Annotated in this window: 17 protein-coding genes; 6 read left to right on the forward strand and 11 right to left on the reverse strand. The window is 62.3% G+C overall.

What is annotated here, in order from left to right:
* Nucleotides 1-111: 111 nt before the first annotated feature.
* Nucleotides 112-1,380, reverse strand: a complete 1,269-nt coding sequence (locus tag KHA73_RS11535; protein ID WP_234591252.1) for an MFS transporter — start codon at nt 1,378-1,380, stop codon at nt 112-114.
* 148 nt (nt 1,381-1,528) lie between these two features.
* Here KHA73_RS11535 and KHA73_RS11540 point away from each other — a divergent pair, with 148 nt between their 5' ends.
* The 3 genes from KHA73_RS11540 (at nt 1,529) to bioD (ending at nt 4,612) form a co-directional block, all read left to right on the forward strand.
* Nucleotides 1,529-2,419 (forward strand): LysR family transcriptional regulator, encoded by an 891-nt coding sequence (locus KHA73_RS11540; RefSeq protein ID WP_234590993.1) that lies wholly within the window; start codon nt 1,529-1,531, stop codon nt 2,417-2,419.
* A gap of 147 nt (nt 2,420-2,566) precedes the next feature.
* Nucleotides 2,567-3,784 carry a sugar metabolism global transcriptional regulator Mlc gene (gene mlc, locus KHA73_RS11545; RefSeq protein ID WP_234590994.1) on the forward strand — a complete coding sequence of 406 codons (1,218 nt, stop codon included), beginning with the start codon at nt 2,567-2,569 and terminating at the stop codon, nt 3,782-3,784.
* 147 nt (nt 3,785-3,931) lie between these two features.
* Nucleotides 3,932-4,612 (forward strand): dethiobiotin synthase, encoded by a 681-nt coding sequence (gene bioD, locus KHA73_RS11550; protein WP_234590995.1) that lies wholly within the window; start codon nt 3,932-3,934, stop codon nt 4,610-4,612.
* On the opposite strand, the gene clcB is transcribed toward bioD, so the two are convergent.
* From clcB to KHA73_RS11575, 5 genes are all read right to left on the reverse strand, one after another.
* Nucleotides 4,600-5,880, reverse strand: coding sequence for a voltage-gated ClC-type chloride channel ClcB (clcB, locus tag KHA73_RS11555; RefSeq protein WP_234590996.1), 1,281 nt, complete (start codon nt 5,878-5,880; stop codon nt 4,600-4,602). The two genes, bioD and clcB, sit on opposite strands and share 13 nt — an antisense overlap.
* Before the next feature lie 124 nt (nt 5,881-6,004).
* Nucleotides 6,005-7,144 (reverse strand): osmoprotectant ABC transporter ATP-binding protein OsmV, encoded by a 1,140-nt coding sequence (gene osmV / locus KHA73_RS11560; RefSeq protein ID WP_234590997.1) that lies wholly within the window; start codon nt 7,142-7,144, stop codon nt 6,005-6,007.
* A complete protein-coding gene (osmW, locus tag KHA73_RS11565) occupies nt 7,144-7,791 on the reverse strand; it encodes an osmoprotectant ABC transporter permease OsmW (protein ID WP_234590998.1) in 648 nt (215 codons plus the stop codon). The genes osmV and osmW overlap by 1 nt, the downstream gene beginning before the upstream one ends.
* Nucleotides 7,792-7,799: 8 nt before the next feature.
* The gene (locus KHA73_RS11570) at nt 7,800-8,708 is read right to left on the reverse strand and encodes a glycine betaine ABC transporter substrate-binding protein (RefSeq protein WP_234590999.1); all 909 of its coding nucleotides are present in this window, start codon (nt 8,706-8,708) and stop codon (nt 7,800-7,802) included.
* Between the two features lie 14 nt (nt 8,709-8,722).
* On the reverse strand, nt 8,723-9,439 hold the full coding sequence (locus KHA73_RS11575; protein ID WP_234591000.1) for an ABC transporter permease: 717 nt from the start codon (nt 9,437-9,439) through the stop codon (nt 8,723-8,725).
* Nucleotides 9,440-9,702: 263 nt separating this feature from the next.
* Between KHA73_RS11575 and KHA73_RS11580 the strand changes: the two genes are divergently transcribed.
* A complete protein-coding gene (locus KHA73_RS11580; RefSeq protein WP_234591001.1) occupies nt 9,703-9,918 on the forward strand; it encodes a hypothetical protein in 216 nt (71 codons plus the stop codon).
* A gap of 30 nt (nt 9,919-9,948) precedes the next feature.
* Nucleotides 9,949-11,436 (forward strand): MDR family MFS transporter, encoded by a 1,488-nt coding sequence (locus KHA73_RS11585; RefSeq protein WP_234591002.1) that lies wholly within the window; start codon nt 9,949-9,951, stop codon nt 11,434-11,436.
* Nucleotides 11,437-11,475: 39 nt separating this feature from the next.
* Here KHA73_RS11585 and KHA73_RS11590 read toward each other — a convergent pair whose 3' ends face one another.
* Together KHA73_RS11590 and KHA73_RS11595 are read right to left on the reverse strand one after the other, a co-directional pair.
* Complete coding sequence (locus KHA73_RS11590) at nt 11,476-11,775, reverse strand: DUF1161 domain-containing protein (protein ID WP_234591003.1); 300 nt, start codon at nt 11,773-11,775, stop codon at nt 11,476-11,478.
* Nucleotides 11,776-11,864: 89 nt separating this feature from the next.
* A complete protein-coding gene (locus KHA73_RS11595; RefSeq protein ID WP_234591004.1) occupies nt 11,865-12,221 on the reverse strand; it encodes a DUF1283 family protein in 357 nt (118 codons plus the stop codon).
* Nucleotides 12,222-12,370: 149 nt separating this feature from the next.
* On the opposite strand from KHA73_RS11595, the gene KHA73_RS11600 reads away from it, so the two are divergent.
* Nucleotides 12,371-12,697, forward strand: a complete 327-nt coding sequence (locus tag KHA73_RS11600; protein WP_234591005.1) for a YnfA family protein — start codon at nt 12,371-12,373, stop codon at nt 12,695-12,697.
* Nucleotides 12,698-12,731: 34 nt separating this feature from the next.
* On the opposite strand, the gene ydfG is transcribed toward KHA73_RS11600, so the two are convergent.
* The 3 genes from ydfG to KHA73_RS11615 all read right to left on the reverse strand — a co-directional run bounded on the left by ydfG (nt 12,732) and on the right by KHA73_RS11615 (nt 15,672).
* On the reverse strand, nt 12,732-13,481 hold the full coding sequence (ydfG, locus tag KHA73_RS11605) for a bifunctional NADP-dependent 3-hydroxy acid dehydrogenase/3-hydroxypropionate dehydrogenase YdfG (protein WP_234591006.1): 750 nt from the start codon (nt 13,479-13,481) through the stop codon (nt 12,732-12,734).
* A 135-nt stretch (nt 13,482-13,616) separates the two neighbouring features.
* Complete coding sequence (locus tag KHA73_RS11610; protein ID WP_234591008.1) at nt 13,617-14,138, reverse strand: GNAT family N-acetyltransferase; 522 nt, start codon at nt 14,136-14,138, stop codon at nt 13,617-13,619.
* 97 nt (nt 14,139-14,235) lie between these two features.
* A complete protein-coding gene (locus KHA73_RS11615; RefSeq protein WP_234591009.1) occupies nt 14,236-15,672 on the reverse strand; it encodes an MFS transporter in 1,437 nt (478 codons plus the stop codon).
* Nucleotides 15,673-15,838: the final 166 nt, after the last annotated feature.

Genomic DNA, 15,838 nt, shown 5'->3' on the forward strand with positions numbered 1-15,838 from the left:
AAACGGAAGGGCAACATCGGCAAACGAGACGACGGCAGCTCTCGCGTGGTCCAAGCCTGGCAGGGAAACATGGGCGAAGGCCCCCTCATGCGGGAGGGGGCGGGGATGGCGTTAAACGCGCGCCGCTTCCGGCAGGCGTTTCAGGTAGTGCACGACCAGCAGGGCAAGCAGCAGCATGCCGCTGATGAACGCCACCACGCCGTTCCAGCCGAAGCTGTGCCAGAACACGCCGCCGAGCGTGCCGGCGACGCTGGAGCCGACGTAATAGCAGAACAAATACAGCGATGAAGCCTGGCCTTTGGCGCGGCGCGCGCGGCGACCGATCCAGCTGCTGGCTACCGAATGGGCGGCGAAGAAGCCGGCGGTAAACAACATCATGCCGATAAATATCACCGTCACCGGCGCCAACGCGGTAATCAGGATCCCGATCAGCATAATGATAATGGAGACCAGCAGCACCGGGCCGCGGCCAAAGCGCGAGGTCAGCGCGCCGGCTTTGGGGGAGCTGTAGGAGCCGGTGAGGTACACCACCGACAGCAGGCCGACGATAGCCTGGCTAAGGTGGTAAGGGTCCGTCAGCAACCGATAACCGATGTAGTTGAATAGGGTGACAAAGCTGCCCATCAGCAGAAAACCTTCGGCAAACAGCAACGGCAACCCTTTATCGTGCCAGTGCAGCCTGAAATTGATCAGCAGGGTGCGCGGGCGCAGCGAACTGGCGCGAAAATGCGTCGAGGCGGGCAGAATGCGCCAGAACATAAAGGCGGCGGCCAGGGCGAACAGGCCGATCACCGCCAGCGACATGCGCCAGGAGAAGAAGTCGGTCAGTACCCCGGTGACCAGACGGCCGCTCATGCCGCCGATCGAGTTGCCGCTGATATACAGCCCCATCGAGAAAGCGACAAAGCTCGGGTGGATCTCTTCGCTAAGATAGGTCATGCCGACCGCGGCCACGCCGCTCAGCGACAGGCCAATCAGGGCGCGCATCAGCAAAATGTCGTGCCAGCTGGTCATAAAGGCGCAGATTAGCGTGCAGATCGCCGCCAGCAACAGCGCCACCACCATCACTGACTTGCGGCCGATGGCGTCGGACAACGGGCCGGTGAACATCAGGCCAATCGCCAGCAGGCCGGTGGAGACCGAGAGCGACAGGCTGCTTTCCGCCGGCGAAACGCCGAAGTCCTGCGACAGCACCGGCAGGATCGGCTGCACGCAATACAGCAGGGCGAAAGTCGCCAGCCCGGCGGAGAACAGCGCCAGGGTCACGCGCATAAATTGCGGCGTGCCGCGTTCAATATAGGGGAGCTTGTTGTTGAGGGTGGATCGCTTCACTTTTGGCGCAGCGGCCGCGTCATCATTGGCGGCCAGCGTCGACGGCATTGCAGCCGCAGAACGCACAGGGGTTGTCACAGCGTTTCCTTACCGAACATCGGGAGAGATCAACAGACACTTATTGGTTAACAAAATGATAGGGAGCAGGCATTTTTTTGTCTAATATATTAATAATTCAAATTAAGACGTTTTAAGTATGAATATCGAGCTGAGACACCTGCGCTATTTCATCGCCGTGGCGGAAGAGTTGCACTTTGGCCGTGCGGCGGAACGGCTGCGCATCTCCCAGCCGCCGCTCAGCCAGCAGATCCAGGCATTGGAGGAGATGGTCGGCGCGCGGCTGCTGGCGCGCAATAACCGCAACGTCAGCCTGACTCAGGCCGGAGAAATGTTCCTTAAAGAGGCCTATCAGGTGGTCGATCAGGTGGCGCGCGCGGCGGAAAAGGCGGCACGGCTGGAGCGCGGCGAGCTGGGCGAGCTGACCATCGGCTTTACCTCGTCCGCGCCCTTTATCAGCGTGGTGTCTCGCAGCCTGCGGGCCTTCCGGCAGCAGCATCTGCAGGTGCACATTAAAATGCGCGAAATCAACACCAAGCAACAGATCGAACCTTTGCTGAACGGTGAGCTGGATCTGGGCGTGATGCGCAATACCCGCCTGCCGGACGCGCTCAGGCATCATCTGCTGCTGTGCGAGCCGCTGGTGGCGGTGGTGCCGGAAGGGCATCCGCTGAGCCGGTTGGCGCCCGGCGCGCTGCGCTTTCAGCATCTGGCCGAAGAGCCATTCGTGTTTTTTTCACGCGAAGTCGGCACCGCGCTGTACGATGAAATCCTGCTGCTGTTGAGCAGGGCGGGCATTACGCCTTATATCACTCAGGAAGTGGGTGAGGCGATGACCATTATCGGCCTGGTGGCCGCCGGGTTGGGCGTTTCTATTCTGCCGGCGTCTTTCAGCCGGGTGCGGATCGATGGGGTAAAATATCTGCCGCTGGCCGAGCCGGATGCGGTGACCGAGGTGTGGTTAGTGCATCATCGCCAACGGCCGCTGACCGCCGCGGCCAAATCGCTGATGGCGCTAATGCTTCCCTGAGCAAATAAACCGCGATCCGGCGGTAAAATGCAGTGAATTTGTGCAGCAAATCACATAACGAATCAAATAGTTGACGCTGTATTACAAAAGCCCCACCATAGCCGATAGTCTTTATTTAGAAGCGCGAAAAATAGCAGGAGCAGGTGTGTGATTGCGGTTGGGCAGCCTGGACATATCGATCAAATCAAGCAGACCAATGCGGGAGCGGTTTACCGGCTAATCGATCAGCTGGGCCCGATTTCGCGCATCGAACTGTCAAAGCGCGCGCAGCTGGCACCCGCCAGCATCACCAAGATCGTGCGCGAGCTGCTGGAAGCGCATCTGGTCAAAGAAACCGAGTACCAGGAAATCGGCAGCCGCGGCCGGCCGGCGGTGGGGCTGGTGCTGGACACCGAAGCCTGGCATTACCTTTCCGCCCGCATCAGCCGCGGCAGCATCACCCTGGCGCTGCGCGATCTCAGCAGCAAGCTGGTGGTGGAGGAACAGCTGCCGCTGGCGGCCGAACATCCCGATCCGCTGCTGAAACGCATCCTCTCCGAAGTCGACCAGTTCTTTATCCGCCACCAGAGCAAACTCGAACGCTTGACGGCCATCGCCATTACGCTGCCGGGCATTATCGACGTGGCGTCCGGCGTGGTGCATCGCATGCCGTTCTATGACGTGCTGGAGATGCCGCTCGGCCCGGCGTTGGAAACCCGTACCGGCCTGCCGGTCTACCTGCAGCACGACATCAGCGCCTGGACGATGGCGGAGGCGTTGTACGGCGCATCGCGCGGCAGCCAAAACGTCATTCAGGTGGTTATCGATCATAACGTCGGCGCCGGGGTGATTACCGGCGGCCGCGTGCTGCACGGCGGCAGTCACCGGGTGGTGGAAATTGGCCACACCCAGGTCGATCCCTACGGCAAACGCTGTTACTGCGGCAACCACGGCTGCCTGGAAACCGTCGCCAGCATTGAAAACATGCTGGAAATCGCCCAGCAGCGCCTCGGTTCTTCGATGAGCTCCAGCCTGCACGGCGCGCCGCTGACGGTTGAATCGCTGTGCGACGCCGCGCTGGCGGGCGATCAGCTGGCCCGGGACATCATCCTCGGCGTTGGCCACAGCGTGGGGCGCATTCTGGCGATCATGGTCAACCTGTTCAACCCGGAGAAAATCCTGGTGGGTTCACCGCTGAACCGCGCGGCGGAAATTCTGCACCCAGCCATCGCCTCCTGCATTCGTCAGCAGTCGCTGCCGGCCTACAGCGAGCAGCTGCAGGTCGAGCCTACCCAGTTCTTCAATCAGGGCACCATGCCCGGCGCGGCGCTGGTCAAAGAAGCGCTGTACAACGGTTCGCTGTTGGTGCAGCTGTTACAGGGCTAACATCAGAACTTCTTATTAATTAACGACAAAAGATTGAGCTATCTCAAGCCCCGCACCGGCCGCATCCCCTAGAATTTTCCCGTTCGACTTCCTCGCCGCAGCATTGGCGACACTTTGGTTAACGGAGCATTCCGGGGCATTACAGTCATGTTAAAGCGTTTATTTGTTACAGGAACGGATACCGACGTCGGTAAAACCGTCGTTTCCCGCGCGTTGTTGCAGGCCTTGGCGGCGAATGGCCGCTCGGTGGCCGGCTATAAGCCGATCGCCGCACGCTGCCAGGAAACCAGCGAAGGCATTCGCAATAAAGACGCTTTGGTTTTGCAGGCATCCTCGACCTTGCCGCTGTCATACGGCGAAATCAATCCCATTACCTGCCTGGACGAGGTGTTTCACGCTCACGCCACCGACGACATTAACTACGGGTTGATGAGCAGCGGGCTGCGCGATTTGTCCGCCAAGGCGGATACGGTGGTGGTGGAGGGCAGCGGCGGTTGGCGGGTGCTGATGAACGATTTGCGCCCTTACGCCGAATGGGTGGTGCAGGAGCAACTGCCGGTGGTGCTGGTGGTGGGCATCAAGCTGGGCTGCGTCAGCCATGCATTGTTGACCGCTCAGTCGATCATCAACGACGGCCTGCCGCTGATCGGTTGGGTAGCCAACCGCATCAATCCGGGGTTGGCGCACTACGCCGAAACTATCGCCGCGTTGCAGCAGCGCATTCCCGCGCCGCTGCTGGGGGAGATCCCCTATTTGCCGCGCGCCGAGCAGCGCGAGCTGGCGCACTACCTCGACATCTCCACGCTGCTCGCCCCTCAGGCGTTGTGATAAACCGAGACCGGCCGCAGCCCGCGCGAAACCGTCGTGGCTATCACGCAGGCCAGCAGGATGCCGGGTAACAGGCTGTACTCGCCGGTCATCTCGAAGACCATCAGCGCCGCCATGATCGGCGCATGGGTGGTAGCGGCCAACAGGGTCGCCATGCCGGTCAGCGCCAACAGCAGCGGCACCGCCGCCCCCAGTTCCGGCCAGAAACCGAACAGTTGGCCTAGCACCGAGCCGAGCGCGGCGCCGACAAACAGCGTTGGGGTAAACACGCCGCCGGGCGCGCCGGAACCGCTGCTGGCGAGGATCGCCAACAGTTTGCACAGCAGAATGGCGCCCAGCAGCAACACGCCGGGCGGTGCGGTGAGCAGCGACTGCACCACGCTGTAGCCATTGCCCCACACCTCGGGGAACAGCAAGGAAAGCAAACCGACGATCAATCCGCCCAGCGCCAGCTGCAACGGCGGCTTCAGCCGCAGCGAGCGGAATGCGCGGCCGGTGGCGGACATCGCCCACAGGAACAGCGGGCCGCAGGCGCCGGCCACTACGCCCATCAGCGCCATCAGCGCATATTGCACCGGCAAGGGGGCGGGCAAAGGCGCCGCCAGATACAGCGGCGCCTGGCCGCCGTTGAGCAGGTTAGTCATCAGCAACGCGCTGACGGCGGCGATCACCACCGGGCCGAGCGAGGCCAGCATCAGGGTGCCGAACAGGATCTCGGCGATAAACAGGCTGCCCGCCAGCGGGGCGTGATAGGCGCTGGCCATACCGGCGGCGGCGGCGCAGGCGACCCACAGCTTCCACTCTTTTTCCTGGGTAAAACGCTGGGCGAATACCGAGCCCACCAGCGCCGCCAGCAGGATCATCGCGCCTTCGCGGCCGATGGCGCTGCCGCTCGACACCACCAGCAGCGACGCCAGGCACTTCACCAGGCTGGCGTTGATGTCCAGCTTGCCGTTGCCGGTTTCGATCGCTTCCATATAGTCGGTGGGTGCCGACGGCCGCTGCTGCCGGTAGCGTTGGTAGATAAACAGCAGCAGACCGGCCGCCAGGCCGCCCAACGCCGGGGTCAGCGCACGCCGCCAGCCGGGCAGCGCGGCGGCGGCGGCCACCAGGCTGCCGTCTGCGTTGCCGAGCAGCAGCCACTCCAGGCCAATCATCGAGCGGTGGAACAACCAAACGGCAAATGCGGCGGCAATGCCGAGAAACACGGCGATAAACAGGCTGCGCAGCAGGGCGCGATAGTGGTGCAGGTGGACCAATCTTTTCATGCGTCGGCAAAATTTGGTGAAAAATGAAAGGGTCGGCGAACATTGTGCTTGGCGGCCCGGCCGAAGGCCAGCGAATCTTTGCGCGATGGCGGGATTGCGGGGGCGGCGGGCGCCCCCGGCGGCGTTATTGCGGGTTCAACGCCCGGCGCGTGCGGCCGGAGCTGAGGTAGTCGGCGATGTAATCCTGCGAGATTTCGCCGCTGTAGCGGCCTTCTTCATCGACGATAGGCATCCACGAGGTGTTGTGCTCATACAGCTTCGACAGCACCACGCGCAGGTTTTCTTCCGCCCGGGCGGAGACGCGGAAGCGGTGCAGGCTGTCGGCGCAGATCCCCTGAGCGCCGCGCGCTTCACGGCGTTTGACGTACCCCAGCGGCCTGCCGTCCTCGTCGACCACCGTCACCGAGCGGGCGTCGAGGTCGTCCATCAGCCCGAAGGCCTGCGCCAGCGGGGTCTCTTTGCGCACCGTCACGGTTTCCTGTTGGTCGGCCACGTCGCCGGCCTGCACCAGCAGCAGGCGTTTTAGCGTACGATCCTGGCCGACGAAGGACGCGACGAATTCGTCTGCCGGCCGCGCCAACAGCTCGTCGGCGCTGGCGTTTTGCACGATTTTCCCCTGACGGAACACCGCGATGCGGTCGCCCAGTTTCAGCGCTTCGTCAATATCGTGGCTGACCAGCATCACGGTTTTCTTCAGCTGGCGTTGCATATCAAGAAACTCATTCTGGATGGTCTCGCGGTTGATCGGGTCTACCGCGCCGAAGGGTTCGTCCATCAGCAGCACCGGCGGATCGGCCGCCAGAGCGCGGATCACCCCGATGCGCTGCTGCTGCCCGCCGGACATTTCCTTCGGGTAGCGGTGCAGGAAACGTTGCGGATCCAGCGCCACCATGCTCATCAGCTCTTCGGCCCGCGTGCGGCAGCGTTTTTTGTCCCAGCCGAGCATGCGCGGCACCACGGTGATGTTCTCCTCGATGGTCATGTTGGGAAACAGGCCGATCTGTTGGATGACATAGCCGATTTTGCGCCGCAGGCTGACGGTATCCAGCCCGCTGGTGTCTTCGCCGTTGATCAGAATGGTGCCGCTGCTGGGAGCGATCAGCCGGTTGATCATTTTCAGCGTGGTGGTTTTGCCGCAGCCGGAAGGGCCGAGCAGCACGCAGATTTCGCCTTCCGGCACCTCCAGGCTGACGTTGTCGACGGCGTTAAAGGTTTTACCGTTCTTTTGGGCAAACTGTTTGGTCAGATTTTCCAACTTAATCATTATCGAATCCCCTTTGGCGTAAGCGCAATTTGCAAGCGGTGCAGCAACCAGTCGAGCGCGATCGCCAGCAGGCTGATCATCACCGCGCCGGTAATCAGCTGGCGGATATCGCTGCTGCTGATGCCGTTGAGCAACAGCAGGCCAAGGCCGCCGGCGCCGATCACCGCGGCGATCGCCATCACGCCGATGTTCATCACCACGGCGGTGCGGATGCCGCCGAAAATCACCGGCAGCGCCACCGGAATTTCCACCCAGCGCAGGCGCTGCCAGAAGGTCATGCCGATGCCGCGGCCGGCTTCGCGCAGGCCGCCCGGCAGGTTGTCCAGCGCGGTATGGGTGTTGCGCACGATCGGCAACAGTGAATACAGAAATACCGCGGTGATCGCCGGCACAGAGCCGATGCCGTGGCCGACCAGCGAAAACAGCGGGATCATCAACCCGAACAGGGCGATGGAGGGAATGGTCAGCACTATGGTGGCCAGGCTCAGCACCGGCGCGGCCAGCCACTTGTGGCGAACGATCAGGATGCCGAGCGGCACGCCGATCAGGATAGCCAGGCCGACGGCGACGCCGACCAGCATCAGGTGTTCCAGCGTCAGCCCCGCGACGTAAGCCCAGTTTTGCCAGGCGTAGATTAAGGTGTCCATCATGCCTCCTAGATCAGGCCGCGCTGCTTCAGGAACGCATCGGCGACCTGTTGCGGCGTCTGATATTCGATATCGACTTTGGCGTTGAGCTCGGTAATTACCTGATTATTGAACTGTTTGGACAGCGTGTTCAGCGCCTGCTCAAGCCCCGGGGTATTTTTCAGCACCTCCGCGCGCACCACCGGGGTGACCGCATAGCTGGGGAAGTAGCCCTTGTCGTCTTCCAGCACCTGCAGATCGAACCCTTTTACCCGGCCGTCGGTGGTGTACACCAGCCCGGCGTCGACGAAGCCGTCGCGAATGGCGTTGTACACCAGCCCCGGGTCCATTTGGCGGATCTGCGGGCGATCCAGCGGCATGTTATACAGCTGCTGCATCGGTTTCAGGCCGTCGGAGCGGCCGGCGAACTCCAGATCCAACCCGAGCATCCAGTTATGTTTGGGGTCGGTTTTGCGCACCTGCTCGATTTTCGCCACCAGTTGCGAAACGGTGCTGATGTGCTCTTGTTCGGCGCGTTTGCGCTGCATGGCGAAGGCATAGGTGTTGTTCATGTCCGCCGGCTGCAGCCACACCAGGCCGAGTTTGGCGTCGAGCTCTTTCACCTTGTCGTAGGTTTCCTGCGGCGTCATGCGCTGATTGATGTGGTTGAAGATGATCAATGAGGTGCCGGTGTATTCCCAGGTCATGTCGATCTGCTTGTTAATCATCGCATTGCGGGTGATTACCGTCGCCAGGTTGGTTTTCGGCTGTACCTGAAAGCCCTTGGCCTGCAGATATTGCACGGTGATGGCCGACAAAATGCGCTGCTCGGTAAAGTTCTTGCTGGCCAGGGTTAACGGCGCGGCCCAACTGCCGGCGCTGATGCACAGCAGGGAGAGCAGCAGTGCGTTGCGGGTTCGTTGCAACCATGTCGCCATAGCGTTTTCTCCTGTCAGGATGCGGTGTGCGGGCTGAGCCAGCGGCCCAGGCCGGCGATGGCCAGATCGAGCAGCAGCGCGATCAGCGCGGTGGCGGCGGCCCCGAGGATCAGGGTGGGGAAGTCATTCAGGTAGATGCCCGGGAAGATCAGTTCGCCGTAGCTGCTGGCGCCAATCAGGAACGCCAGCGGAGCGGTGCCGACGTTGATCGCCATGGCGATGCGCACCCCGGACAACATCACCGGCAGCGCATTGGGCAACTCAACCTGGCGCAGCCGCTGGCCGGCGGTCATGCCGATGCCGTTGGCCGCCTCGATCAGCGCCGGCGGCACCGAACACAGCCCGGAATAGGTGTTGCGCACGATGGGCAGCAGCGAGGCGAGGAACAGCGCCACTACCGCCGGTTTGTCGCCGATGCCGATGATCACCATCGCCAACGCCAGCACCGCCAGCGGCGGCAGGGTGTTGCCGACGTTAAAAATTTGCATCACGTATTCGGCCCAGCTGCGGGCGAATGGGCGGCTCAGCAGAATGCCGCTGGGGATGCCGACCAGCAGTGACAGCAGCATCGAACAGCCCACCAAAAACATATGCTGTTTGCCGAGATACACCAGATCCTCCTGGCGCTCCTTAAGGGTATCCCAGCCAATGCCGTACACCAGCAGGGCGATGACGGCGAAAAACAGCAGGCCGCCGAGGGCCAGGCGCTGGTATTGCGCTGACGTTTGCATGATGTTGCGTCCTCCGTTGCGCGGAATGGCCGACGGCGCGGCACGGTTCCACTCTGATCGTTACCCACTGCCGCAGGCGGCGTGGCGGTACAAAACGGGCGTTTCGCATGGGGTTGCGATATCGAGCGCAGGGTGCCTTCGGCATAGCATGCTGAAAGGCGGCTCAATATGTGAGTTTATCAGCATAAGATGCTGATAATTTAACTAAGGAAAGCACGAAGCCCAAAGGCCGCGGCTAGGAAAAGGTATAGCATCCCCTTGTTTTGCATGACAAGTTTTATGGCCAATATTGGGCGATTGCCCAGGCGCCGATTTTGGCCTCAGGCCGCATCAGCGCTGGGATAAGCGCAATTGAAAAAATTTCGCAGCTCATGCGTTACGCCGTAACTATCAGTTCAAATGGTGCGTTTTTCATCAATAAAAACAGAGAAGTGGACGCCGGTAACGGCGCGCTTGCGCTTGCTGGTATAATCTGCTGAAAACAAAATGCCGGATCGAACCCTAACGCCATGACGACTAACGCCGTATCTGCCCCCATCGCCCACCGTCCGCTGATCCTCATCGCCTGCATGCTGGCGATGTTTATGTCGGCGATCGAAGCCACCATCGTCGCCACCGCCATGCCGACCATTATCGGCGATCTGGGCGGCTTCTCGCTGCTGGGGTGGGTGTTTGCGGTCTATTTGCTGTCGCAGGCGATCACCATTCCCATTTATGGGCGGCTGGCCGATCTCTATGGCCGCAAACGGGTGTTCTTCTTCGGCGCCACGCTGTTTTTGCTGGGATCGGTGCTGTGCGGTTTCGCGCCGAACATGTACTGGCTGATCGGTTTCCGCCTGCTGCAGGGGCTGGGGGCGGGGGCTATCATGCCTATCGCCTCCACCATCATCGGCGACATCTACAGCGCTACCGAACGGCCAAAGGTCATGGGCTACCTGTCCAGCGTGTGGGGCGTGTCGGCGATCATCGGCCCGCTGTTGGGCGCCTTTATCGTGCAGCATCTGCCCTGGGCGTTGGTGTTCTGGGTTAACCTGCCTATCGGCCTGCTGGCGATGCTTTTCCTCTGGCGCTATCTGCCCGCCCATCAGCAACTGCGCAAGCATGCGCTGGATCTGGCGGGCACCGCCTGGCTGACGCTGTTCGTGTCGGCACTGCTGCTGGCGCTGCTGCAGATGGAAAGTCTCGGTTGGTGGGTGGCGCCGCTGTTGGCGCTGTCGGCCGCGGCGCTGGCGCTGCTGATCCGCCAGGAGCGCCGCACCGCCGAACCGCTGTTTCCGCTGGCGCTGTGGCAAAGCCGGGTGATCGTCGCCGGCAATATCGGCGGGTTGGTGATCGGCGCGGCGATGATGGGCATCAGCGCCTTTCTGCCGACCTTTATTCAGGGCGTCATGGGCGGCACGCCGTTGGCAGCGGGCACCACGCTGGCGCTGATGTCGATCGGCTGGCCGCTGGCCAGTACGCTGAGCGGCCGCCTGATGCTGATGACCTCTTACCGCACCACCGCCTTGTTGGGGGCGCTGCTGCTGGCGGCCGGCGGGCTGATCCTGCTGATGCTGCAGCCGAGCGGCGGCCTGTTGTGGGGCCGGGTAGCGGCCTTTATGGTCGGCGCCGGCATGGGCCTGTGCAACACCACCTTCCTGGTGTCGGTGCAAAACGCGGCGCACTACAGCATTCGCGGCATCGCCACCGCCTGTACGGTATTTACCCGCATGGTGGGTTCGGCAGTCGGCACCGCCATTCTGGGGGCCACGCTCAACCTCAATCTGCAGCTGCGGTTGCCGCAGACCGCCGATCCGGTGCAGCAGTTGATGGAGCCGGCGGCGCGCCAGGCCATGGGGGCGGACAGCCTGGCGCTGATGACGCAGCAGGTGGCGGCTTCGCTGCACTGGGTGTTCCTGGCGTCGGCGATGATTTCACTGTTGGCGCTGGCGGCGGCGATGCTGATACCGGCGCGCTGCAGGCCGCAAGGCGAGGGGGAAGAGGCGGAGCAGGCGTAGATCGAGGGGGCGCAGCCATGGCGCGCCCCGAAGTGCGGGTTACTGTGCGTTCTTGCTGTCCTGGCTGGTGCCGGCCTGCGCCGCGTCACCACCTTCGTCGCCATTGCTCAGGCGAGTGTAGACAATCTTCTGAGTGTCGTTTTCGCAGTGGCCAACCACCAGGCCGCCGGCCTGATCGGCCTGATCGTTAGGCACGATGTCCAGTTTGAAACCGGATTCGGGAACGCCGTTCTTGACGATCTTTTGCGAAATGTCCGCCTTCACGCTTTCGCAGGAGGCCAGGGCCGCCAGCGGTGCGCCGGCCAGTAACAGAGCCGCTAATACAAGCGCTTTTTTCATCGGTTCGTCCTTATTTAACAATGAACTTCCTTTATCAGGATAGCAGCCGCGGCGCGGGAATTTAACGCCTGCGGCCCGTATCGCGCCGATTAAGGATTAATCCGACGCCCGGTCTGGCGATCCAGACATTTGCGGGTGCCCGGCTCCCAGTAGGCGTTGACGTTGGCGCTGTCGTTGCAGCGATCTTCGTCATCCGCCGCGCGATCGACCTTGTCGAACTCCTTCTCTACGCGGGTATTGACCTTATGGCGCAGGGTTTTGGTATCATTCCACTGTTCTTTGCTCTGGCGCGCTTCTTCGGTGCTCATCGCGCCGCTGCCTTTGCCGTCGACGGTGACACAGGTGCTGCCCTGGGTGCAGCTGGCGGCCAGCGCCGGGGCCTGCCAGGCGCCGAGCAGCGCCAGCAAGGCGACCGGCAGCAGGCGTTGGGTCAAAAGTGTTTTCATCGTTTCATCCTTATGAGTTAGTGCGGCCTGATGACGGCGGCACCGGCATAACCTCGCCCGCAGGCGTGCCGATAAATATACCATCCTGGTCTTAGACTGCACCAGTTAAGCGCCGTTTCGTTTAATTAACCGAGAGAAAACCGATTCCGATGTTGAAAACCACGCTGCTGTTTTTCGCTACCGCTCTGGCCGAGATTATCGGCTGTTTCTTGCCTTATTTATGGCTGAAGAAGGGCGCCGGCGCCTGGCTGTTGCTGCCGGCGGCGGCCAGCCTGATGCTGTTCGTTTGGCTGCTGACGCTGCATCCTGCGGCCAGCGGGCGCGTTTATGCGGCCTATGGCGGGGTTTATGTGGCGACGGCGTTGCTGTGGCTGCGGGTGGTGGACGGGGTGAAACTGTCGGCGCTGGACTGGCTCGGCGCCGGCGTGGCGCTGGCGGGGATGCTGATCATCGTTTCCGGCTGGCGCGCGGCCTGAGGGTAAGGCGGCGGGGAGTGCCCGCCGCATGGGATCAGGACTCGCGGTGGATGCTCAGCCCGGCGAAGGACTGGCTGACCGGCATCATTTCCAGCGTGTTGATATTGACGCGGGCCGGCAGGGTCGCCACCCAGAATACCGACTCGGCGATGTCTTCCGGCGTCAGCGCGTCCGCGCCTTCGTAGGTTTTGCTCACCTTGCCGTCGTCGCCCTTGAAACGCACGTTGGAGAACTCGGTGCCGCCCACCAGGCCAGGTTCGATGTCGGTCACGCGAATGCGCGTGCCGTGCAGGTCGGCGCGCAGGCCGAGGCTGAACTGCTTGACGAACGCCTTGGTGGCGCCATAAACGTTGCCGCCGGCGTACGGCCAGTTGGCGGCGGTGGAGCCGATGTTGATCACGTGGCCGATATTGCGTTCCACCATGGTGGGCAGCAGGGCGCGGGTCATGTTCACCAGGCCTTTGGCGTTGGTGTCGATCATGGTTTCCCAGTCGTCGGCGTTGGCCTTGTGCGCCGGTTCCAATCCCAACGCCAGCCCGGCGTTGTTGACCAGCACGTCGACCTGGCGCAGCGCGGCCGGTAGTGCTTCAATCGCCTGCTGAATGGCGGCGCGGTTGCGCACGTCGAGGCGCACGATATGCAGCGCTGCGCCCAGTTCATCCTGCAGCTCTTCCAGGCGCTCGATACGGCGGCCGGCGGCGATAACCTGATGGCCTTCGCGAATGAAACGGCGGGCGATAGCTTCGCCGAAACCGGACGTAGCGCCGGTGACAAAAATGATCATGTTGCTGTTCCTCAACTGTTTTTACCTACATGCGCATATCATTAGCATAAACCCGTACGCAGTGGCAGCGGTTATCGCGGCGGAAAGCGAAAAAGGGGCAAGCGGGGCCGGCTGGACAGCAGCCCCGCGGAGGGGTTACAGCTGTGGCGGTACCTGGTAGACGACGCAGTCGTACTTGATGTTTTCACGCTTTCCGGCCACTACGCCGCCGAGCGATTCCGCAATGCGGCGGCTGGCGGTATTCTGCTCGGCCACCGGGTAGAGGAAGTGCTGCGGCCGGTAGCGTTCGCTGGCCCACAGCGCCATCGCCTGTACGATCTCGCGGCCATAGCCCTGGCCATGCAGGTTCTCTTTCACCCAGATGCCCAGCTCCGGCGTGTGGCTGTGCAGATTGTGCACCCCGCCCACGCCGACGAACTGCTTGCCTTCGCGCAGCCGGGCGATAAAAATCACTTCCTCGCCTTCGCGGATCAGCGGCAGCCAGCCCTGCCAGACATTGGCGAACGCCTCCGGCGACTCTTCCGGCTCAAAATTCATAAAGCGCGTCAAGGTAGGGGTAATCGCCTGGTAAACATCGTCGGCGTCTGCTGCGGTAAAAGGGGCAATCAACAAACGGTCGGTGTCAACGCGGCACTGAGAAAGGTCACTGTGATTCATTATTATTACCTCGCTTTTCAGGCCAAAACGGCAAAAATCCGCCCCCGAAAAAATGAGGCGGATCGTTGATACTACGTGGATTGGCGACAGATGCGACTTATTTTTGCGGCAGGCTCGGCGCCCGCGGCGCGGAAACCGATTTTTTCTGGCGGATTTCGTTGCCGGCGTCCGGGTTGAGGGTAACGCTGTCCACCACCGCCAACAGGGCGATAACGCCGATGGCGGCAAACGCCAGTTGGAAATCGGCCAGCGGCACGGCGGCGGCGTGGCCGGGGAACAGCATCTCCGCCAGCCGCAGCGCCAGCGCGCCGAAGGCGATGCTCAACCCGCAGCCCAACTGCTGCATCATGTTGAACAGGGTGTTGGCGCCGCTCATTTTCGGCTGCGGCACCTCGGAGAACGCCAGGGTGTTAAGGGCGGTGAACTGCATCGAGCGCGTCAGGCCGCTGACAAACAGCAGCGCCAGAATCAGCCAGGTCGGGGTCTGCGGCGTGAGCAAGGCGCAGGCGAAAATGGTGGCGGCATTCAGCAGCCCGTTGCCCACCAGGATGGTGCGGAACGGGAAACGAAACAGCACCGCGCTGGTAAAGGGTTTCATCACCAGGTTGCCGGCGAACACCGCCAGCACCAGCAGCCCGGCGTCGAATGCGCTGAGGCCGAACGCCAGCTGGAACATCAGAGGCAGCAGGAAAGGCACCGCGCCGATGGCGATGCGGAACAGCGTGCCGCCCCATATGGTGACGGCGTAACTTTTTATGCGCATCGCCCACAGCTCCACCAGCGGGTGCGGGCTGCGTTTGGCGTGGCGCACCGCCAGCAGCCCGAGCGCCAGGCTGCCGCCGACGCACAGCACCGGCACCAGCCAGGAAAGCTGCGGGTGGCTGATCAGGTCCAGCCCGAACATCAGGCCGAAGCAGGCGACGCCGGTCAACAGAAAGCCGGGCATATCGAAGGGCGTGCCGGGCTGCGGGGCCTCCCTCGGGATCAGCCGCGCAGCCAGCAGCAGGGCCAGCAGCCCGAGCGGGACGTTAAGAATGAAGATCCAATGCCAGGAAGCGTAAGTGGTGATAAAACCGCCCACCGGCGGCCCGAGGATCGGCGCCACCAGCGCCGGCCAGGTAATGGTGGCGATGGCTTTGATCAGGTCCGGCTTGGCGGTGTTGCGTAACACAATCAGCCGCCCGACCGGCACCATCAGCGCGCCGGCGAAGCCCTGCAGAATGCGCGCGGCGGTAAACAGCGGCAGGCTGGGGCTGAGCGCGCAGAGGATCGACGCCAGGGTGAAGATGGCCACCGCCGCAGAAAACACCGCGCGGGCGCCGAAACGGGTGGCGATCCAGCCGCTGGCGGGAATGAACACCGTCAGCGCCAGAATATAGGCGGAAACCCCAATGTTCATGTCCACCGGCTGCACGCCGAACGAGGCCGCCATCTGCGGCATGGCGGTGACGATCACCGTGCCGTCGAGGTTTTCCATAAACATGGCGCCGGCCACCAGCAGCGGCAACGCGCTGGCGCGGGAAAAAAGGCTCATAGAGGCAGGCTCCGGGCGGAGCTCAGGCAAACTGCAGGCATAAAAGAAATCCCGTTTCAAAAATTTTGGCGCCGGAAGAATTTTCGAGCATAGCGCATCGGCCACGGGTTAAAAAGAGGTTAAGCGGGTGATAATTAGCGGGCGCAGCAGGCGCGCCCGCCGGAGG

The organism is Serratia entomophila, assembly GCF_021462285.1.
GTDB classification, from domain to species: Bacteria; Pseudomonadota; Gammaproteobacteria; order Enterobacterales; family Enterobacteriaceae; genus Serratia; species Serratia entomophila.